Origin of the sequence: Sphingomonas sp. SFZ2018-12 (genome assembly GCF_022496715.1) — a bacterium.
Lineage (GTDB): Bacteria > Pseudomonadota > Alphaproteobacteria > Sphingomonadales > Sphingomonadaceae > Sphingomonas.
The window spans coordinates 815,825-834,341 of sequence record NZ_WTFM01000002.1; the positions used below are offsets into that span (position 1 = coordinate 815,825).

Here is an 18,517-nt window from a genome sequence, read left to right on the forward strand (position 1 = left end):
GGCGTAGCCGATGACCGAAACCGTTCAGACCACCGCGATGCCGGGGGATGGCGTCACGCTGACGCCGCTGCCCGATTATCCGGGGCTGCACCCGATGTGGACATGGGCCGACGGGCGCGCGCATTACGAGCTGGCTTGGCAGGCCGGGACCGGCGAGGTCATCCGCGTCCGCTATCAGGCGGTCGAGATCGACCCGGCGATGCCGGCGAACATGCCGCTGGCGCCGCGTCAGCTGTGCATGATGGTCAGCGCGTCGCTGGTCGACGAAGCGGGCCAGGTGATCGCCATTGGCGGGCGCGGGATGGTGCGGCCGGCGCAGTCGTTCACGATCGAGGTGCAGCCCGGCGCGATCGACGCCGACGCGACGCGGGCGCGATGGGCGCGAATCCAGGCGGAGGAACTGCTGGCGTTCCGCGACCAGATGATGGCGAGCACGCCCTTCATTCCGCCGCCACAGCCCGCCCCGGAACCGGAGCCCGAGGGCGCGCCGGCGTGATCGGCCCCGAGGATTACATGGGCCCGCTCGGCGGCAAGCTGGCGCTGGCCTTCGCGGCGGGATGCTCACTTACCTTTTTGTTCTGTGTCGGGCTGGGCCGGTGGCTGATGGGGCAGCTGGTCAAGGCCAAGGACGACCAGATGGCGCTGCTGATCAAGCGGATCGAGCATCTGGAGCAGGATCGCGCCGAAGAGCGCGAGGACCATGCACGCCAGATCGCGGCGCTGAACGACCGCATCCGCGTGCTCGAAGCCCTGACGATCGGCCAGGTGCGCGGCGCGACGCAAGCCGCGATTTCCGAACTGCAGAATGAGGTGCGGGGCAACGTGCCGGAGGCAGCGCGCCCGCGCCGGGTGCGCAAGGGGAGTGAACCGAAATGATCGACCTGAAGACGATCCAGCGCCGCGTCGGGGTGACCCCCGATGGCGTATGGGGGCCGAAGACTGCCGCGGCGATCTGGGCCGCGTTGGGCGGCGACGTGACCGTGCAAGCGGAGCGCGCGCTTGCCAACCCAGCGGCGTTCTTCAACCGCGCCCGCCAGCTGACCGGGTCGCTCGACCAGGTGCAGGTCGACACGATCAATGCGCTGCTGGCGTCTGCGGCGCACTGGTCGGTTGCGTGGCTGGCCTATGGGCTGGCCACCGCCTGGCATGAGGCGCGGCTGCGGCCGATCCGCGAGAAGGGCGGCGACAAGTATCTGGCAAAGTACGACACCGGGCGGCTGGCGCAGCAGCTGGGCAACACGCCCGAGGCGGACGGCGACGGCATCCGCTACGCCGGGCGCGGGCTGGTGCAGATCACCGGTCGGGCCAATTACGCGCGGGCGGGCGAGTTTCTGGGCATCGACCTGCTGGCCGAACCCGACCGCGCGCTGGAGCCGGATGTGGCCGTGCGCATCCTGATCTGGGGGATGGAGACCGGGGCGTTCACGGCCAAGTCGCTGGCGACCTATCTGCCGAACCGGCTGGGCACGCTGGGCGAGTTCACCGCAGCGCGGCGCATCATCAACGGGACCGACAAGGCGGCGTTGATCGCCGACCATGCGATCAAGTTTCAGGATGCGCTGGTCGCCGGGGGGTGGGCATGACGGCCGCCGACGACAATCCCGAGGGCAATGCGGCGCACGACATGTGGGACGTGGCCGGGCTGCCCGGGTGGCAGGCGGCGGCGATCCGGCTGGCGCGGCCGGCGCTGCTGTGGGCGCTGGGCGTGATGACGATGGGGTTCGGCGCACTGCTGGTCGGCATCGTCGAGGCGATCGTGCCGCACGCCGGCGTTCGCATGGCGTCGGCGATGGCGGCGCTGCTGCGCGCTTATCCCGAGCAGCTCTACTGGCTGGTCGCTTTCCTGTTCGGCGGGCAGGCGATGACCAGCATCATCAAGGCTTGGAAAGCGTGATGCGCGATCGGACCGCAGCCGACGACACGGTGCAGGGTGCCTATAATCGGGCACTCCTTGACCTGATCCTGCCCCCAATGCGCATGACCGCGAAAGAGGCCGGTTACGCGATCTGCGTGCACGGGTCACTGAACCGTGACATCGATCTAGTTGCCATCCCGTGGCGCGAGCACAACGTCTCAGACAAAGACGAACTGGTGAAGCGCATTACCTTCGCGGTCGCGGGGGTGATCGGCCGCTGCAACTTCGAGCGCGACTGGGCGGTGAAGCCTCACGGCCGCTTTGCGAAAATCTTGCTCGCATGGTGCGGCGAGAACACCGCGCAGATTGACCTGAGCGTCATGCCGGCGCTCGCGACCGACAAGGATCAGTGATGTCTCCACTCACCATCTGGCGGCTCGTCCGCCCGTTCCTGCCCTATCTCGCCGCCCTGGCGGCTCTGGTCGGGCTGTTCCTCTATGGCGACCATCGCGGGGCGAACCGCGTGCAGCAGCGCTGGCTGGCCCAGATCGCGCGAGACCGTGCGGCGATCGAGAGGATCCAGCGCGCTGCCGACCAGCTGCTCGCCACGACCCGCACCACCGCTGCGAGCAAGATCGCGGCCGAACGAAAGGAAATCGACGATGCGATTGCCCCTATTCCGGATCGCCCTGTTAGCGATCGTCAGCGTGTTCGCGCCTGCATCGAGCTGCAGCGAACGTCCCCCGGTCGCCCTCTCCCCGCCGCCTGCGCTGCTGGAGCGCCCCGCGCGCCCTGAAATAACCGCCGAGGCGGCGACGTCCGAGCGCGCCTATGAGCAGTGGCGCGAGGATCGCAACCAGTGGGGCATCGATCTCGACGTGCGGATGTGGACCGCGTGCCGGTGGTTCGTCGACGCCGGCGTCACGCTGGATTGCGGACAGCCGCCGAGGGAAGCGGCGCGCCGTCCTGATCCCAGCCCCTGAACGGGGGCGGTTCGGGCGTGTCGGTCATGATCTCGAATCGCTTCAGCTTTTCCGCGATGACGGCGGCGGCGATGCGTTCGGCGCGACGGCGCTTTTCGCGGTGACGGCCGGCGAGGTCGTTCTTGATTGCCTGGCCCAGCGACTGCATCGCCAGGAAGAGGTTGAACTCAAGTTCGTCGAGCCGGACCTGTCGCATCGTTTCGCTCCCGTTGGTGGAGCGCGAACAGGAATAGAACGAAATCCTACATTGCAAGCGCGGCGATGATCAGGATCGCCAGCAGCGCGGCCTCGATCTGGAGCGGGCCGGGGCGCTTCATCGGCTGACGGCGGCAATGGGCATGCCGGCTGAATGCCATCTTCGACCCGCAAAGGATAGATCAGCATGACCATGTTCCGATGGCGGCCGCCGATCCGCGTCATCAATCGACTGAACCCGGCGCGCAACGGCCGCAACGGCGTGCTGGGCGTCACGATGTATGGCAACCCCGGCAGCAACGCGGCGTCGCTGGCGCAGGAACTGGGCGAGCGGGACTGGAAATGGTCGCGGCTGTACTGGCCGGCGATCGGGGCGGGGGCCATCGGTGCGGCGGCGGTGCTGTTGGCGCTGGCCTGGTCGTGGTCGACGGCCGGTTATGCGGTGGCGGCCGGCGTGCTGCCGATGGGCCTGGCGCTGGCGGTGCAACGGTTGCCGCGCATTCGCCGCCGGATCGAGTTGTGGGGGCACGAGGTCGAGGTGCAGGCGCGCGCGCTGATCTATGGCGGTGACGTTGCCGAACTGCGATGGCGCGCGGCGGCGGAGCTTCGGGCTGGCTATGACGGCATCTTCGATTTCGTGATGCTCGTGACGGTTGCCGATGCGATGGCGGATCATGCACCAGCGGCGGGCCGCTATGTGCGCCGGGTGTTGCCGGTGCTGCGCGAGTTCAGGGCGCGGTGGCGCTGATCGTCAGAGATCGATGGCGTCGCCCAGCCGCGAATAAGTGAGTTCCCATGAAGCCTTGCCGAGACCACCGCCGCCCCAAAGCCCGTTCTCGTACTTCTTGAACTGCATCGTCACACCATCGGCGCGTGACCACACGAGCACGCGGCCCTGCCGGGAAGCAAGCGTGCCGAAGCTGTAGTCGCGGTCGAGCGGCTCCCCATATTTGGCCGCCAGCGCCGCCATGACATCGCGCGAGCATCGCCCGCCGATGCTGGGGTCGCCCGCGATCATCACCTTGTTCACCAGACGAGCGTCGTCGAAGTAGATGTTCACCTCGGCCTGGCACTTGCCGATGATCGTGATACCGCTGATCTCGATCGCCCGCGGCTGATAATCGACTTCCGGGCCCTCCGGGTAGAGCTGCTCGATCTGGTCGCGGCTCATTCCGAAGTCGACCTTGCCCCAAATCGGCTCCGCCACCGCCGGCAAGCTGAACATAGCCGTCGACATGCAGGCCAGCGCCATCATTGCCTTGTTCATGGAACCCCCGAATCTTCCCCGCTGACCCACCTTAGCTGCGACCATTCGTTTCGCGCAATCGGCCGGGACTTCTGCGCGGCGATCGGGCAGATACAGTCTTTCGATTTCCATTGGACTGCACGACACGGCTGCCCGCACACCGCTGCGGCGCAAGGGGACAAGCGTCCGCTGAATTTCATGGTATAATTTATGGTATCGAGCGGTTACACTGAGACGGAAACGCCGCAAATGCGTGCTTGGAGCGTGATAATGTGACGGCCTCCGTCTCCGCCAAAACCAATTGATTTTATTAGATTTTTCTATAGCTGAGGGGCTAGCAACCCGGTTAGCGACCCGGTTCTCCGCGTGGAACGATGCGGCCAACCGTGGGCTCTCTCGGATGAATTGAGCTATCAGCCCTCAAAATGCGCCCGTCCCGCTATTTGCGCTGGATCGATGAAAGCGCCAGAAAAACGCCGTCATCGGTCTAGCTGATAGCCACGAGCGCCGTACTGCTTCTAGCTATTCGGGGACTGATAGGGTGCAACCGCAGTATTTTTCGCGTCGTTGAGCGACTGAAGCCCGTCCACCAGATTGTCGCTGATCGTCGGACCCGACAGGGCGATGATGCCGATGATGGCAAACCCGAAATCGAGACAGGCGCATAAACCCCGGATGGTCTCGATGTGCGCGGAGCCATAAAGGCTAGTATGGGTCACGGCCTTACAGCCGTCCTCCCGCTGGTCGTTAAGCGAGACATGCCCGAACACGCCCTTGATATTGGGGTGGGCGCCGTAGTCGATCTCCCCTTCGTAGCCCAAAACAGCCAGGGCGTGAATATCGGGCGCGCGATCCTCCAGTGGGGAAATGGCCTTCTCGAAGGTGAAGCTCTTGCGGCACGCCTTCTTCTCGGCATCGCCCCGATGTCGGCCCGCCCAGACCTCGCTTAGCGCGGGGTTTCTGGCGATCAGTCCACCATAGGCGGCAGATTCGAGAGCAGTGCGCAGCAACGGGAAGACCGCGGCGCAATGGCCGCTCAAAGCCATGCGCGCGCCGGCGAGGAACAGCTGATAGGCGTTCATGAAGAGCACAAGCGCAATGGGCTCGGCAGGGCCTTGCGTAAAAAGGCGTGTCCGGAAAAAGCTATCATATTCCCTGAGCGCCGCGACCAGCACGCTATCTGACACGAGCAGCTCGGCCAAGGTCTCGTCGGCGGCGGCCATATAGGCGTCCATACTACCATCCATCACCACGCGGATGCCGCTACCATTCGTCATGGGTCAGCCGATCCCCTGAACGGCGCGCATGAATTCTTCTCGCGTCAATGACGTGAGGGCATATTGGCCCCGCTTCAGCGGCGCGCCGCCCGTCATGCGGCGCGACAGGGCATCGCCGGCGAGGAAGAAGATTCGGCCTTGGCACTCGAAAAAGACATGCGCGGTCGCGCGCTTCCACTTCTCGATGAACTGCTTGCTCCGACCGAACCATTGCATGATCGCGTAACGGCGGCCGTCAATGTCGACGGGCCGCGAACTGAAGTCGATGGAGCTGGCAAAGCTCCAACCCGTGAAGCTCGACTGGGTATCGTGGACGTGCACCAGCCAGAACATGCGGTGCGCCTGACGATAGAAGACCTCCCGCGCGGTGCGCTCGTCCTCCGATATTGGTGAAAACTGCAACTCCAGCACGGTCGCAGCAGGCGTGCCGGCTCCGCAGAGCACATCGGCCCTGTGGCGCTCCCCGGTCGCGGGGTCGATCAGCCCGATTTCGCGGCAGCCTTCTGGAAACTGCTCTTTCCAGCCGAGATGCCACGGACCTTCCGGCTCGCTCCAGGCATCGCAATCCCCGGCCTTGTGTCGCCAGTGCTTGACGTTCTCGACGGGAATGACGGAAGTCAGCAGGTTGCCGCAATCATGACAGGTCGTGCTTTCGCCCTTCTCTAAGGGAGGGCGCTTTGCCCCATCGATCCACGCGTACAACATTCCACACCGTCTTTCAGGGGCTTTACATTGCCCCGACCTTGAACGGAATTTAGCGGCTTCTCATCGCTGCGCCTTGCCCGATTAGCTTCCTTCGGGCAATGTGATCGAAGCAGCAAGCGCCGTGACGTGCTCCCCTGATTGTTACCAGTCAGAGGTAGAGTCCGGCTCTCTTTGCACTGCTACCCAACCTTGGAACGCTCGGGTCTAGAGTTTTCCGCCTGGCCTGGATCCGGAGGGCTGGTGGCCCCGGTCGGGTTTGCCAGCATGATCGGGGGGATATTCCCGATCGCGCTGTGCGGTCGCTCTTCGTTGTAGTGTCTACGCCAGCGGTCCAGCTTCTCGCAAGCGTCTTCCAGCGACAGGAACCAGTGGGTGTTCACGCATTCGCTGCGCAGCTTGCTGTTGAACGCCTCGATGAAGGCATTGTCGGTCGGCTTGCCAGGCCGCGAGAAGCCTAGCGTCACACCCCTCTGATAAGCCCATAGATCCATGTCTCGCGAGACGAACTCGCTGCCATTGTCCACCCTGATGGTCTTCGGATAGCCCACCTTCCGGCAGGTGCGATCGAGCGTGGCCACGACGTCCTCGCCGCGGTAGCTGAACCGCGCATCGATCACCGGCGAGAACCGGCTGAACGTGTCGACCACGGTCAGGATGCGCAGCTTGCGACCCGTCGCCAGCTGGTCGTGGACGAAGTCCATCGCCCACACATTGTTCGGGCGGACCGCCGGCGCACGGTCCTCCCGCAGCTTTGCCTTCACCCGCCGCTTGGGTGTCTTGTTGCGCAGCTGAAGGCCCAACGCCCTGTAAAGCCTGTAAACCTTCTTGGCATTCACCGCCCAGCCTTCCCGGCGAAGGAGGTGATAGACACGGCGGTAGCCGTAGCGGACATGAGTCTCGCCTGCAATTTCGCGCTTAGAGAGATCCCAATCAATGGGGGTCTCTTCCCTCCCGCTCCGTCAAAGATCGCTGAAGTCATTGAATTATTTTAGAAATCGGCCTCGGCATCCGGGTTCGCGTCCGGGTTTCAGTGGCGGATTGGTACGAACTCCTGCGGCAAGCAGACCTTCTTTTGCGGCAAGTCGATCGGGCAACAGTCCGGAACCCCCGAAAACTGAATTTCGACCTATGAGGGGTGGCCGCTCCGACCCGTATGGTGGTTCGACATCGTTCAAGTCGTTCGGGGTAAAAATGCGTTCAACCTTTGCACTGTTCTGTCTCTCGATCTTGGTGCCGTTGCTGACGACGTCCGTTCAGGCTCATGATCCCGGTGCGGCTTCGGCCACTTCTTCTTCGATCCCGGCGGGAGCGCGCGACGCGGCAGCGGTCGTTGAGGCGTTTCACCGATCGCTGAAGAATGGCAATCCGAGCGTCGCCCCTGCACTCCTCGACAGCAGTGCATTGATTTACGAGAGCGGCGGCGTCGAGCGCAGCAAGGCGGAATACGCCGGACATCACCTTACTGCCGACGCGGAATTTTCCAAGTCAACCACCCAAACGGTGAAGAGCCAATCGGGCGAGGCAATCGATGACGTGGCATGGATCGCAACGGAATCTCGAACGAGCAGTATCTACAAGGGGCGGGCAATCGACATCAGTTCGACCGAACCAATGGTGCTGCGGCGCTTCGGCAAGATCTGGAAGATCGTCCACATTCACTGGTCGTCGGGCAAATAGTCCTTCCGCAACGCGACAGGGATATCGCCCACGAGGTCGTCGATTATCGGGCAATCGGGCCGGTCGTCACCGTGGCAGCGTCCGGCAAGGTCGAGAAGTGACCGCCGCATTGCTTCGAGCGCAGCCGCCTTGCGACCTAGTTCGTCGGCGCGTGCGGTGGCAAGCAGCTTGACGTCGGCGCTCGATCGAGAAGCATCGCTCCACAGTCCCAGAAGCGTCCTGATCTCCTCGACCGGAAATCCGAGGTCGCGCGCGTTGGCGATGAACCGCAAACGGTGAACCTCGGTGTCGGAATAGTCACGATAGCCGCTGTCCCGGCGCGGTGCCGAGGGAACGAGACCGATCTTCTCGTAGTGGCGGATCATGCGCGGCGAGACGCCACTGGCGGCCGAGGCCGGACCGATCTTCACAGCTTGGCCGCATTCAGTCTGAGCGCGTTTGTCACCACCGTGAAGCTCGACAGCGCCATCGCTGCTCCAGCAATCATCGGTGACAGAAGAATGCCGGCGACCGGGTAAAGGACGCCTGCGGCCACCGGCACCCCAATTCCATTGAACAAAAACGAGAAGAACAGGTTCTGACGGATGTTGCGCATCGTCGCCTTCGCCAGTCGGCGAGCGCGCACCATCGCCGCGAGATCGCCCTTCGTTAAAGTCATGCCAGCGCTCTCGATCGCCACGTCGGTCCCGGTGCCCATCGCAACACCCACCTCGGCCGCCGCCAGCGCCGGCGCATCGTTGATGCCGTCCCCCGCCATCGCTACTCTTGCGCCCTTGGCCCTCAGTTCGCCGACGATGCGCGCCTTGTCCTCGGGCTTGAGGCCGGCATGGACCTCATCGATACCGCCGATCGCTTTGGCGACAGCGTTCGCCGTGCCTTGCGCATCGCCCGTCAGCATGACGATCCGCAGACCTTCCTCGCGCAAGGCGGCGATGGCCTCGCGTGCCGACGTCTTGATTGGATCGGCGACCGCCAGCAGTCCGGCTAGCCGTCCATCGATCGCGACGAACATAACGCCGGCGCCTTCCGCGCGGTGGCGGTCGGCTACGTCGCTGAGCGCCGACACGTCGGCGCCGACGCGCTCCATCTGCGCCGAATTGCCCACGGCCACCTCTTGGCCATCGACCTGACCGCTGACGCCGAGGCCGGTTTGCGAGTCGAACCTATCGACCGACACGACCTCAAGCCCGTCATCGCGAGCGCCGGTCACGACCGCATAGGCGAGCGGGTGTTCGGATCGCGCCTCGACCGCGGCCGCGGCTGCCAGCACGTCGTTTCGTGCGAACGCTTCGGCGGTTTCGACCGCGACGATTGCAGGACGGCCTTCGGTCAGCGTCCCGGTCTTGTCGATCACCAGCGTATCGACCGTATCCATCAATTGGAGTGCCTCGGCATCCTTGATCAACACGCCCGCGTGCGCGCCCCGCCCGGTGCCGACCATGATCGACATAGGCGTCGCCAGCCCAAGCGCGCAGGGGCAGGCGATGATCAGCACGGCTATCGCGTTAAGCAGCGCGTGACCGAACCGAGGCTCGGGGCCAAAGAGGTTCCAGATAACAAACGTCGCGATTGCGATAGCCACAACGAGCGGCACGAACCAGCCCGACACGCGGTCCGCCACCGCCTGGATCGGCGCCCGGCTGCGCTGCGCCTCGGCAACCATTTTCACGATCCGCGCCAGAACCGTGTCCGATCCCACCGCGCGCGCTTCAACCACCAGTGTGCCGGTGCCATTCACGGTGCCGCCGGTGACGCTCGCGCCGTCCTCCTTCGAGACAGGTGCCGGCTCTCCGGTCAGCATCGACTCGTCGACCGACGAGCGGCCCTCGACGACGACGCCATCAACCGGCACCGCCTCACCCGGGCGAACGCGCAGTCGGTCGCCCGCGGCGACTGCGGCGAGATCGACTTCTTCCTCGGCCCCGTCCCCGGCAATCCGGCGCGCTGTCTTTGGCGCCAGATTTATCAGCGCACGGATCGCACGCCCCGTCGCTGCCCGAGCGCGGAGTTCGAGCACTTGACCGAGCAGCACGAGCGTCACCACGACACCGGCAGCCTCGTAATAGACCGGCACCATTCCGTGCATGCGGAACGTCGGCGGAAACAGGCCCGGTGCCAATGTCGCGACGACGCTGTAGACGAAGGCCGCGCCGACCCCGATCGAGACTAGGGTGAACATATTGAGGTGGCGCGTGACGATCGACGTCCAGCCGCGCTGAAAGAACGGCCACCCCGCCCACAGAACGATCGGTGCCGTCAGCGCGAGCTGCGCCCACGGATTGAGCGCGGGCGGGATGAAGTGAACCCCGATCATCTCGGCGACCATGGAAATCGCGAGCAGCGGAACGGTCAGCGCACCGGCGAGCCAGGTGCGCCGCGTGAAATCGACGAGTTCGGGGTTGGGCGCGTCATCGAGCGACGGCTCTTCCGGCTCCAGTGCCATTCCGCAGATCGGGCACGTTCCCGGCCCGTCGCGACGGATTTCGGGGTGCATCGGGCAAGTCCACATCGCACCCGGCGCCGCTACGGGTTCGGGACGGGGGTGCTCGCTCAGGTAGCGTTCCGGATCGGCGACGAATTTCGTCCGGCACCCACCCGAACAGAAATGATATTCGGTGCCACCATGGGTTGCGTGATGCTGCGTCTTCGCGGGATCGACGTCCATCCCGCAAACGGGATCCTTGACGGTCTCCGGGGCTGCCGCTTCACCAGGTGTCGCCCCGGTTGAACAGCAGTTCCCTGCCTCGTGATCGTGACCGTGCTCGCGCGCCTGATTCGTCATGTCAGTTCTCCAGAGCACACCGATATGGAGTTTGACATCATGTCAGGGTCAAGCCCTCGAAAACACGGTGCTGCCATAACGGATTACGTCCCTCGCCGCGTAATCCCTCGTGGTAACGGGCGCGGATGGAGATTGGTCAATGCAGGCAGGTTCGGGCGATGATAACCCGATCGCGAGCGGCGCGAAGGCATACACGCCTGCCCTTGGCTCGGCACCGATGCGCCTCTACGACCTCGCGCTTCGGATTTTCACACGCGAACAGGCTTGGCGCGCTGCCGTTCTCCGCCAGCTGGCACCGATCGCTGGCGAAAAGCTCATTGGCGTCGGATGCGGGACTGGAACTCTGATACTTGCGATCGCAAGGCTTCAGCCAGCGGCGCGTACGTTCGGTCGCGATCCCGATCCCGAAGCACTGCAAATGGCCCGCAGCAAGGCAGAGAAGGCGGGCATTGCCACCGAATTTCGTCTCGGGTTCGCCGACGAGACAGCGGCGCAGGGTCAGTTCGGCGCCCTTACCTGTACGCTGGTGCTCCATCAAATACCGCTAGCCGGCAAACGCGCGGCGCTCGCAGCCATGTTCGCGGCGCTCGAACCCGGCGGTCGTCTGGTCATCGCCGACTATTCGTTACAACGATCGTGGTTGATGCGGACGCTGTTTCGCCTCAAGGTGCAGCGCATCGACGGCCGCGCCGATACACAGCCGAATGCCGATGGCATCCTGCCTCGATTGATCGAAGAGGCTGGCTTCGTTGACGTCAACGAGGCGGCGATAGTGGCCACGCCGAGCGGATCGATCAGCGTATTTACGGCTTGCCGCGCACCGTTCGGCCCGACTGCTCGGTAATGTCGAGCGCCTCCCTGAGCTTGATACGGGCACGCCGGATCCGGGTTTCCACGGCTTTTTCACTTATTCGCAACGTCATCGCAGTTTCCGATTGGGAGAGTCCTTCGATCGCCCTCAGAAGCAGCGGCTCTTTCAATTTGTGCGGCAGATTCGAAATGGCGGCGCCAATGCGCTGTAGTTGAGCGCGCCCATCGTATTCCTGGTCCGCACTCGGACGATCGTCTGCCAACGACAGAAGTTGGGTTTCTGCCTCAGCGAATCCGTTTCTCAGCAATCTCCGTACCGCGGCCTTACGCCGAAAATCGCGCGCCTTGTTGATGGCAATGCGCGAGAGCCATGCCCGCATCGGTCGCGCGCCGTCGTAACGGCGCAGATGCACGAACGCCGCGACGAAGCTTTCCTGCACGACATCCAGCGCATCATCGGCGCTGCCGAGATGAGCCTGCACAAGCCTGAAGATCGGATCGCGGTGGCGCCGCATGATCTCGGCAAACGCCGCCTGGCGGCCAGCTAAGGTCAGCGCAGCCAATTCTCCTTCGGTCGCCGCCGAAAGGTCCAGGCTCACCGTTTTTCTTCGGTCAGCGCCCGGACGACCGCCGCATCGAACCGGCCCGCCTGATCGGGCCGCAATATCTGCCGCATCGCGAAAATATGCGCGATCGTTTCCTTCTGAAGTTCACCCATGGCGATGTGCGAGCGATCCACTGCTGCGGCCACTTGCGGACCATTACCGTGCTCGATTTGGATCGCTTCGGCCAGACGCGCATTGTCGCTGCGGAGTTCGAGCTCAAGCGCGCGCTTACGGGTCGCAAAGCGTTGTTCGAGTTGTTCCAGCGCCGCCTTTTGAGCGCTATCGAGATCGAGACCTTGATGAACAAACTCGTGAAAATCGCTCGTCGGTCGTGTATCTGGTGCAAGTAAAGCCCGGCCTGCAAGAACGCCTGACATCCCGGCGACGAACGCCAGGACGGTCATCAGGGCGAGGCGCCGGGTTTGGCTCGTAATCATTGGCCGAGCAGGGTCGATGGCGCATAGGCCGTCGGCGATGAAAGTGCTGCTAGTTCCGGGGCTTTCGCTTGCGGCGCGATCGAAAGCTGCGCCGTTGCCACGCCGACCGCCAACGCCACCATTGCAGCGCCACTGCCAAAGGCGGCGATTGAGGGACCCGGATGGGCCGCGCGCGCAAGCAGGTCCGCGAAGACGCGCTCGTCGAGCGCGTCGAGCGCGGCGGGTGTCGGCGCGGACGCGAGCCCGGCCAGCATGGTGTCGAGAGTGTCCATCAGCCTTTAGCCTTTCATTCTTCGGCCATCTTATCGCATCACCGCTGAACCGTCAGGGTAAAGGGCACGATCGTCTCGCGCCCGTTTGCACGGATTTGCGCAAATAGCTTCAAGGTGCCGGCCTGCTCAGGCTTGATATGGAAGCGAATGACGGGACCACCCCGCTCGGTTTCCAGTGTCGGTTCGGCGCCAAGTGGATGGACGTGCTCGATCGAGTTCCAGTTGCCGGCGAAGGCGACGATATGGCCGAACGCACCCATGATCGGCTGCAAACCGGCGAACGGCTGGCCCGTCTTGCCGTCGGCGATCGCGATCGACCCTTGCGCGCCTTGCCCAACCTTCAACGGACCCGAAAAGGAGAGCGAAAAAATCAGGCCATCGGCCGCAGCCTTCGTCGCCACTGCGCTGCTCGGTTTTGGAGCAGGCTGGTCGCCTGCCACCATTTCGGTGCCGACATATTCCTGCCCCCCGTTCGGTCGGGTCACATCCGCCCAGACCTTGTAGGTACGACCAAAGCGCGGGGCAAAGTCGAACCGCCAGGTGCCCGGCTTCGACGGGTCATATTGCGGATGGATATGCTGATAGTCGCTGAGGCTGCCATCGATGATCAGGAGGTGCAGCTTCTTGGTATGAGCGACCGCCATGTCGTCCGGTCCCATCGACTTGCCAGTGGCGAGATCGGTGAGCATCAGAGCCACAGCTTGCGATCTGCCGACTGCAAAAGGTCCGGCGGGCTTCAAAGCGAGCGACATCGAAGGGGCGCCCTTGCGTTCCTTGCCCATCGCCTGGCCGCCCATGGCCATGTGGTCGCCCGCCGCTGCGGCGTTTTCGGACATGGCATCGGGATTGTTCGACCCTTTGGGCGCGCCGCAGCTAGCCAACGCCACGATCGGGAGGAGTAACAAGACTGGCGAGCTTCTCATGGATCATTCCTCATATGTTAAAAGGCGTCGGTGCTGCCGCTGGCGCGAGCCTCAGCGACGAGGTTTTCAAGGGGCTTACGGCCGTAGAGCCGAAACAGGATCGGCGTGACGAGAGCGTCCAGCAGCGTCGCCGACAGCAGTCCGCCAAAGATCGTGACCGCGACGGGATGCAGGATTTCCTTGCCCGGCTCGTCGGCGCCGAGCAGCAGCGGCACCAGCGCCAATCCGGCGCCGAGCGCGGTCATCAGCACCGGGGTCAGGCGTTCCAACGTCCCGCGCACGATCATCGCGTCGCCCCAGGATTCGCCTTCGTGGAGGACGAGATTGATATAATGGCTGATCTTGAGGATGCCGTTGCGCGCAGCGATGCCGGTGAGCGTGACGAACCCGATCAGGCTCGCGACGGACAGGGGCAGGCCGGCGATCCACAGCGCGACGACCGAGCCGACCAGCGCCATTGGCACACCCGCCATGACGATGAGTGCGAGCGTGGTCGAGCGATAGCGGGTGAACAGGAGCGCGAAGATCATCAAGAACGAGATCGCGCTCAGCCCGCCGATCGTGAGTACCGCCTGTTGCTGCGCCTGATACTGCCCCTCGACGCTGACTGATCCGCCGGGCGGCAACTTCAACTTCGCGACTTCGGCATCGATAACGCCGACGATAGTGCCGAGATTGGCGCCGGGCGCCGCGTTGGCAGACAGCACGATACGTCGGCGGCCATTTTCGCGCAGGATCTGGTTGGGGCCATCCGTTTCGCGGACCTCGGCGAGATTGCGCAGGGGGACCGGACCTTTGGGCGTCTCGATCAACAGGTCGGAAAGCGCAGCCGTGGTTCGCTCACTGTCGGGCAACCGCAGCACAACGTTATACCGACGCAACCCGTCGACGATCACGCTGACGATCTTGCCGTTCGACAGCGTCTCGGCCGCCTCGGCAACCGCAGCGGGGGCGACCCCGTAAGATGCGGCGCGATCATAATCCACCCGGATGTCGAGTTCGGGCACGCGGACTTGCCGCTCGACGGTCAAATCGGCGATTCCCGGCGCGGCGGCGATCCGGGCGCGCAACGTCTCGGCGGTGGTCCGCAACGCATCGAGGTCTTCGGCGAAAATCTTGATCGCGATCTGCGCCTGAACGCCCGACAACAGGTGTTCGAGGCGATGGCCGATCGGCGCGCCGACGGCGATCGACCCCGGCAAGATGGCAAGCTTCTCACGGATCTCGCCGGCGACCTTTTCGCGATCGTCGGTGCCGGGCTTCAACGCCACATCGATCTCGCTGGAATGGACGCCCTCGGCATGTTCATCGAGTTCGGCGCGACCGGTCCGGCGACTGACCGACGCTATCTCGGGAATTTGAAGCAGAAGCTGTTCAGCGGCGGCACCGAGCTTGCTCGATTCCTCCAGCGAAATACCCGGCTGGAAAAGCACGCTGACGACGAAGCTGCCTTCGTTGAACGGCGGCAGAAACGCGCGGGGCAGGCTGTATGCGCCCAGCATTGACACGCCCGTCACGACGGCACCTGCGATCAGGATCGGGCGCGACCGGCTGAAGCCCCAGTCGAGCAGGCGACGATTGGCGGCCTTAAGGCGCCGGACCAGGCCCGATTCCGCCTCGGCGTGCGTCTTGGCGAGCTTGGGCAGCAGATAATAGCACAGGACCGGCGTCAGCGTGATCGAGGTGACCAGGCTGGCGAGGATCGAAATGACATAGGCGATGCCGAGCGGACTGAACAACCGGCCCTCGACGCCGCCGAGGAAGAACAGCGGCAGGAACACCAGGATGATGATCGCGGTTGCATAGATGATCCCGGAGCGGACCTCGCCCGTTGCATGGGCGATCACCGCGAGGGCCGGGCGCGGATCGTCGCTGGCGGCATTCTCGCGCAAGCGGCGATAGACGTTCTCGACGCCGACTACCGCATCGTCGACCAGTTCGCCGATCGCGATCGCGAGGCCACCAAGCGTCATCGTGTTGATCGACAAGCCGAACGCCTCGAACGTGACAGCCGTGATCAGGATCGAAACCGGCAGCGCGGCGAGCGAGATTGCGGTCGTCCGCACGTTGAGAAGGAAGGCGAACAGGACGATCGCGACCATGATCGCAGCTTCGATCAGCGCGCGATTGAGGCTGTTTATCGACGTATTGATGAAGTCGGCCTGACGGAACTGAACACGGTCGGCGCGCAATCCTGACGGCAATGTCGCGGTGACTTCCTCGAGCGCCTTTTCGACCTCGGTCGTCACGGTCAGGGTATCGGCCGTCGGTTGCTTCTGGATCGCGATCACCACGGCGGGCTTGCCGTCATAACCTGCATCGCCGCGCCTGAAGGCGGCGGCGAAATCGACCTTGGCCACCTGCGAAAGGCGGATCGGCCCGTTGGCGTCATTGCCGACGACGAGTTGCTGCAAGTCCTCGATCCGGGTGGTACGCGCGACATTGCGGATGAGGAACTCGCGCTGGAACTGATCGACAAAGCCGCCGCCGGTGTTCGTCCCGAAGGCCCGCACCGCCTCCTCGACATCCTTGAGCTTGACGCCTGCGGCGTTCATCGCCGCGAGATCGGGTGACACCCGATATTGCCGCACCTCGCCGCCGATCGGGATGACCTGCGCGACGCCCGGGATGGCCAGCAGCCGCGGGCGAAGCTGGAAATCGGCGATTTCGCGCGCCTGCATCGGGCTGGCGCGGCCATAGGGGATCGCGACCAGCATAATTTCGCCCATAATCGACGTCACCGGCCCCATTTGCGGCACCGTGTCGGCGGGGATTTGCTCGCGCACCAGCGTCAACCGTTCGGCGACCTGCTGCCGCGCCCGGAACACGTCCTCCTTCCAGCCGAACTCGACATAGACGATCGACAAGCCGATCCCCGACACCGAGCGTACGCGATCGACGCCTGGGACGCCGCTCATGGAGGTCTCGATCGGCCGGGTGACAAGCGTCTCGACTTCCTCCGGCGCCAGTCCCGGCGACTCGGTCAAGATGGTGACGACAGGCCGGTTGAGATTGGGAAGCACATCGACCGGCAGGCGGCTCGCGGCGAAGCCGCCGAACAACAGAAGCGCCGCCGACAGGAACAGGATGAGTATCCGGTTGCGAAGCGAAAAGGCGACAAGCCGGTCGAACATCGCCTAGCGCACCTGTCCGAGCAGTTCCGCGCCCGCTGTCACGACGCGCTCGCCCGGCTTGACGTTCGACAGCAACGCCACCCGATTGGCATCGACCGGGGACGTTTTGACGGTGCGTTGCTCGAACAGCTCGGCGCGAGCCTTGACGAACACCGATTCCAGCCCGTTCGCGTTGGTGATGACGGCACCACGCGGAATTACTGCGCCCGCGACGGGCGCACCGACCGGCGCCTCGATCGTAATCGGCTCCCCGATGCGGAGATTGGCGGCACCGCCCGTCACGCGGAACAGCGCGGGCGCGGCGCGACCGAGATCGACCAGACCCGCGCCTTCGAAAACGAGATCGAAGGTCACGCCGTCGGCGGTCTTGCCGACGGCTCTTGCGCCGGACGACAATGTGCGGCGATCGAACAGATTGGCGCGGACAAAGGTGCGCGACTGATCGACGATCTCGAACAACGTGGTTTCTGCCGGCACGACCTGCCCGACCCGCGCCGCGCTTGATCCGACGACACCGCTGATCGGCGCCACGAGGACTTCACGGGCGCTGCGCGCCTGGCCGAGCGCCGCTCGGCGGCGCTGCAATCCCCGAAGCGTGATCGCCGCCTCCTCGATCTGGCGCCGGGGCACGACGCCATCGAGCCGCCGCAATCGCGCCGCCGCGTTGGCGGCGAGCGCGACCTGCTGATCGAGGTCCGACAGTTCGCGCGCGATGTCGGCGCGGTCGATCGCCTGGAGCGGCGGTTCAATATAGGCAAGAACCTGCCCGGCGCGGACGGTCTGGCCGATCGTCGGAAGGCCCGACGCGGGTGCACCAACCTTGCCGCCGGTCGCGCTCTGGATCAGCCCGCCGCGCTGCGGATCGGCGACGACGGTGCCGGTCAGACTGACCACCGGCTGCGCGGTGCCGCTGACGGCGGGTGACGTGCGGACGCCGATAATGCGCTGGACCGATTTGGGTCCGAACAACTTGCCGTCGGCCGTCCGAACCGCCGCTTCGCCCGAGCCGGCCGGTGCGCCGGGTGCGTCCTCATCGCCATGCGCCAGGGCAGGCGATGGCAATACCGGGATACCTGTCGCAAGCTGCGCGCCGATCAGCAGCGTCAGCCCTGCCGCGACCAGACGCCGTGAGCGCCAATACCACGCCGCCGCGAGCACGATCAGCAGCGCGATCCCGGCGAGCAGCCAAGTCCACGACAATGCCACGCCGCTGCTGGCGGCAGGCTTCGGTATTGCAAGATCACCTGACAGCGATTCAATCGCATCCCCGCGCGTCACGAGGAACGAAAGTTCGTGATTGCCCGGCTTCAACAGTCCGTCATCGGATAACACATAAACGCCGTTCTTGGCGGCCGCCGGAATGGTCTTGCCGTCAAGCGTGACGCTCACATTGGCGTTCGTGACGGGTACATTGTCGGCATAGCCGTCGATCCAGATCGTCAAATCATCAGCCTTGGCCGCCGCCACCAGCTCAAGGGTTTCGGTGGCCGCCTCCATCCGGGGAGCAATCGCTACGCCCGTCGGCGCACTCGCCGCGGCATGATCCTCATCGCCGTGCGCCATGGCGCTCGACGCGCTCAGGGCAAGCGCCATCAGCCCCAGCAATTTCATCATGC

Annotated in this window: 21 protein-coding genes and 1 pseudogene; 9 read left to right on the forward strand and 13 right to left on the reverse strand. The window is 64.5% G+C overall.

From position 1 onward, the window contains the following. Positions 1-10 precede the first annotated feature (10 nt). Genes GO308_RS12975 through GO308_RS13000 form a run of 6 tightly spaced genes read left to right on the forward strand, consistent with a single transcriptional unit; the run spans position 11 to position 2,651 of the window. Positions 11-496, forward strand: coding sequence for a hypothetical protein (locus tag GO308_RS12975; RefSeq protein ID WP_240885740.1), 486 nt, complete (start codon positions 11-13; stop codon positions 494-496). Beyond that, complete coding sequence (locus tag GO308_RS12980; protein WP_240885741.1) at positions 493-876, forward strand: hypothetical protein; 384 nt, start codon at positions 493-495, stop codon at positions 874-876. Before GO308_RS12975 ends, GO308_RS12980 begins: the two co-directional genes overlap by 4 nt. After that, the gene (locus tag GO308_RS12985) at positions 873-1,583 is read left to right on the forward strand and encodes a glycoside hydrolase family 19 protein (RefSeq protein WP_240885742.1); all 711 of its coding nucleotides are present in this window, start codon (positions 873-875) and stop codon (positions 1,581-1,583) included. Before GO308_RS12980 ends, GO308_RS12985 begins: the two co-directional genes overlap by 4 nt. Then, the gene (locus GO308_RS12990; protein WP_240885743.1) at positions 1,580-1,894 is read left to right on the forward strand and encodes a hypothetical protein; all 315 of its coding nucleotides are present in this window, start codon (positions 1,580-1,582) and stop codon (positions 1,892-1,894) included. Before GO308_RS12985 ends, GO308_RS12990 begins: the two co-directional genes overlap by 4 nt. Next, positions 1,894-2,268: a hypothetical protein gene (locus GO308_RS12995; protein WP_240885744.1), complete on the forward strand. Its 375-nt coding sequence runs from the start codon at positions 1,894-1,896 to the stop codon at positions 2,266-2,268. Before GO308_RS12990 ends, GO308_RS12995 begins: the two co-directional genes overlap by 1 nt. Next, positions 2,268-2,651 carry a hypothetical protein gene (locus GO308_RS13000; protein WP_240885745.1) on the forward strand — a complete coding sequence of 128 codons (384 nt, stop codon included), beginning with the start codon at positions 2,268-2,270 and terminating at the stop codon, positions 2,649-2,651. The genes GO308_RS12995 and GO308_RS13000 overlap by 1 nt, the downstream gene beginning before the upstream one ends. A gap of 125 nt (positions 2,652-2,776) precedes the next feature. On the opposite strand, the gene GO308_RS13005 is transcribed toward GO308_RS13000, so the two are convergent. Beyond that, entirely contained in the window at positions 2,777-3,034 is a 258-nt protein-coding gene (locus tag GO308_RS13005) for a hypothetical protein (RefSeq protein WP_240885746.1), read from the reverse strand. Between the two features lie 186 nt (positions 3,035-3,220). Here GO308_RS13005 and GO308_RS13010 point away from each other — a divergent pair, with 186 nt between their 5' ends. Continuing rightward, on the forward strand, positions 3,221-3,781 hold the full coding sequence (locus GO308_RS13010) for a hypothetical protein (protein ID WP_240885747.1): 561 nt from the start codon (positions 3,221-3,223) through the stop codon (positions 3,779-3,781). Positions 3,782-3,784: 3 nt separating this feature from the next. On the opposite strand, the gene GO308_RS13015 is transcribed toward GO308_RS13010, so the two are convergent. The 4 genes and pseudogenes from GO308_RS13015 to GO308_RS13030 all read right to left on the reverse strand — a co-directional run. Further along, complete coding sequence (locus tag GO308_RS13015) at positions 3,785-4,300, reverse strand: hypothetical protein (protein WP_240885748.1); 516 nt, start codon at positions 4,298-4,300, stop codon at positions 3,785-3,787. A gap of 497 nt (positions 4,301-4,797) precedes the next feature. After that, the gene (locus GO308_RS13020; protein ID WP_240885749.1) at positions 4,798-5,514 is read right to left on the reverse strand and encodes a hypothetical protein; all 717 of its coding nucleotides are present in this window, start codon (positions 5,512-5,514) and stop codon (positions 4,798-4,800) included. A gap of 45 nt (positions 5,515-5,559) precedes the next feature. Continuing rightward, positions 5,560-6,261: a hypothetical protein gene (locus tag GO308_RS13025; RefSeq protein WP_240885750.1), complete on the reverse strand. Its 702-nt coding sequence runs from the start codon at positions 6,259-6,261 to the stop codon at positions 5,560-5,562. 179 nt (positions 6,262-6,440) lie between these two features. Then, positions 6,441-7,175 (reverse strand): annotated as a pseudogene (locus tag GO308_RS13030) (IS3 family transposase); the annotation flags it as partial. Positions 7,176-7,389: 214 nt separating this feature from the next. On the opposite strand from GO308_RS13030, the gene GO308_RS13035 reads away from it, so the two are divergent. Next, a complete protein-coding gene (locus tag GO308_RS13035) occupies positions 7,390-7,938 on the forward strand; it encodes a nuclear transport factor 2 family protein (protein ID WP_240885751.1) in 549 nt (182 codons plus the stop codon). On the opposite strand, the gene GO308_RS13040 is transcribed toward GO308_RS13035, so the two are convergent. Beyond that, positions 7,917-8,348, reverse strand: a complete 432-nt coding sequence (locus GO308_RS13040; protein ID WP_240885752.1) for a Cu(I)-responsive transcriptional regulator — start codon at positions 8,346-8,348, stop codon at positions 7,917-7,919. The two genes, GO308_RS13035 and GO308_RS13040, sit on opposite strands and share 22 nt — an antisense overlap. Then, positions 8,345-10,603, reverse strand: coding sequence for a heavy metal translocating P-type ATPase (locus GO308_RS13045; RefSeq protein ID WP_240885753.1), 2,259 nt, complete (start codon positions 10,601-10,603; stop codon positions 8,345-8,347). Before GO308_RS13045 ends, GO308_RS13040 begins: the two co-directional genes overlap by 4 nt. 256 nt (positions 10,604-10,859) lie before the next feature. Here GO308_RS13045 and GO308_RS13050 point away from each other — a divergent pair, with 256 nt between their 5' ends. After that, positions 10,860-11,564: a class I SAM-dependent methyltransferase gene (locus GO308_RS13050; protein ID WP_240885754.1), complete on the forward strand. Its 705-nt coding sequence runs from the start codon at positions 10,860-10,862 to the stop codon at positions 11,562-11,564. On the opposite strand, the gene GO308_RS13055 is transcribed toward GO308_RS13050, so the two are convergent. The 6 genes from GO308_RS13055 to GO308_RS13080 all read right to left on the reverse strand — a co-directional run bounded on the left by GO308_RS13055 (position 11,524) and on the right by GO308_RS13080 (position 18,515). Continuing rightward, complete coding sequence (locus GO308_RS13055) at positions 11,524-12,129, reverse strand: RNA polymerase sigma factor (protein WP_240885755.1); 606 nt, start codon at positions 12,127-12,129, stop codon at positions 11,524-11,526. The two genes, GO308_RS13050 and GO308_RS13055, sit on opposite strands and share 41 nt — an antisense overlap. Beyond that, positions 12,126-12,539 (reverse strand): periplasmic heavy metal sensor, encoded by a 414-nt coding sequence (locus tag GO308_RS13060; RefSeq protein ID WP_240885756.1) that lies wholly within the window; start codon positions 12,537-12,539, stop codon positions 12,126-12,128. The genes GO308_RS13055 and GO308_RS13060 overlap by 4 nt, the downstream gene beginning before the upstream one ends. A gap of 29 nt (positions 12,540-12,568) precedes the next feature. Then, positions 12,569-12,826, reverse strand: a complete 258-nt coding sequence (locus GO308_RS13065) for a hypothetical protein (protein WP_240885757.1) — start codon at positions 12,824-12,826, stop codon at positions 12,569-12,571. A gap of 56 nt (positions 12,827-12,882) precedes the next feature. Then, positions 12,883-13,680: a hypothetical protein gene (locus GO308_RS13070; protein WP_240885758.1), complete on the reverse strand. Its 798-nt coding sequence runs from the start codon at positions 13,678-13,680 to the stop codon at positions 12,883-12,885. Positions 13,681-13,784: 104 nt separating this feature from the next. Next, positions 13,785-16,901 carry an efflux RND transporter permease subunit gene (locus tag GO308_RS13075; RefSeq protein ID WP_240885759.1) on the reverse strand — a complete coding sequence of 1,039 codons (3,117 nt, stop codon included), beginning with the start codon at positions 16,899-16,901 and terminating at the stop codon, positions 13,785-13,787. A gap of 3 nt (positions 16,902-16,904) precedes the next feature. Beyond that, on the reverse strand, positions 16,905-18,515 hold the full coding sequence (locus tag GO308_RS13080; protein ID WP_240885760.1) for an efflux RND transporter periplasmic adaptor subunit: 1,611 nt from the start codon (positions 18,513-18,515) through the stop codon (positions 16,905-16,907). Positions 18,516-18,517 lie beyond the last annotated feature (2 nt).

What these genes read in the sequence shown, in the direction of transcription:
- GO308_RS12975 (WP_240885740.1), top strand. Translation starts at nt 11, where the DNA reads ATGACCGAAACCGTTCAGACCACCGCGATGCCGGGGGATGGCGTCACG.
- GO308_RS12985 (WP_240885742.1), top strand. Translation starts at nt 873, where the DNA reads ATGATCGACCTGAAGACGATCCAGCGCCGCGTCGGGGTGACCCCCGAT.
- GO308_RS12990 (WP_240885743.1), top strand. Translation starts at nt 1,580, where the DNA reads ATGACGGCCGCCGACGACAATCCCGAGGGCAATGCGGCGCACGACATG.
- GO308_RS12995 (WP_240885744.1), top strand. Translation starts at nt 1,894, where the DNA reads ATGCGCGATCGGACCGCAGCCGACGACACGGTGCAGGGTGCCTATAAT.
- GO308_RS13000 (WP_240885745.1), top strand. Translation starts at nt 2,268, where the DNA reads ATGTCTCCACTCACCATCTGGCGGCTCGTCCGCCCGTTCCTGCCCTAT.
- GO308_RS13005 (WP_240885746.1), bottom strand. Translation starts at nt 3,034, where the DNA reads ATGCGACAGGTCCGGCTCGACGAACTTGAGTTCAACCTCTTCCTGGCG.
- GO308_RS13010 (WP_240885747.1), top strand. Translation starts at nt 3,221, where the DNA reads ATGACCATGTTCCGATGGCGGCCGCCGATCCGCGTCATCAATCGACTG.
- GO308_RS13015 (WP_240885748.1), bottom strand. Translation starts at nt 4,300, where the DNA reads ATGAACAAGGCAATGATGGCGCTGGCCTGCATGTCGACGGCTATGTTC.
- GO308_RS13020 (WP_240885749.1), bottom strand. Translation starts at nt 5,514, where the DNA reads ATGGACGCCTATATGGCCGCCGCCGACGAGACCTTGGCCGAGCTGCTC.
- GO308_RS13025 (WP_240885750.1), bottom strand. Translation starts at nt 6,261, where the DNA reads ATGTTGTACGCGTGGATCGATGGGGCAAAGCGCCCTCCCTTAGAGAAG.
- GO308_RS13035 (WP_240885751.1), top strand. Translation starts at nt 7,390, where the DNA reads ATGAGGGGTGGCCGCTCCGACCCGTATGGTGGTTCGACATCGTTCAAG.
- GO308_RS13045 (WP_240885753.1), bottom strand. Translation starts at nt 10,603, where the DNA reads ATGGACGTCGATCCCGCGAAGACGCAGCATCACGCAACCCATGGTGGC.
- GO308_RS13050 (WP_240885754.1), top strand. Translation starts at nt 10,860, where the DNA reads ATGCAGGCAGGTTCGGGCGATGATAACCCGATCGCGAGCGGCGCGAAG.
- GO308_RS13060 (WP_240885756.1), bottom strand. Translation starts at nt 12,539, where the DNA reads ATGACCGTCCTGGCGTTCGTCGCCGGGATGTCAGGCGTTCTTGCAGGC.
- GO308_RS13065 (WP_240885757.1), bottom strand. Translation starts at nt 12,826, where the DNA reads ATGCTGGCCGGGCTCGCGTCCGCGCCGACACCCGCCGCGCTCGACGCG.
- GO308_RS13070 (WP_240885758.1), bottom strand. Translation starts at nt 13,680, where the DNA reads ATGTCCGAAAACGCCGCAGCGGCGGGCGACCACATGGCCATGGGCGGC.
- GO308_RS13075 (WP_240885759.1), bottom strand. Translation starts at nt 16,901, where the DNA reads ATGTTCGACCGGCTTGTCGCCTTTTCGCTTCGCAACCGGATACTCATC.
- GO308_RS13080 (WP_240885760.1), bottom strand. Translation starts at nt 18,515, where the DNA reads ATGATGAAATTGCTGGGGCTGATGGCGCTTGCCCTGAGCGCGTCGAGC.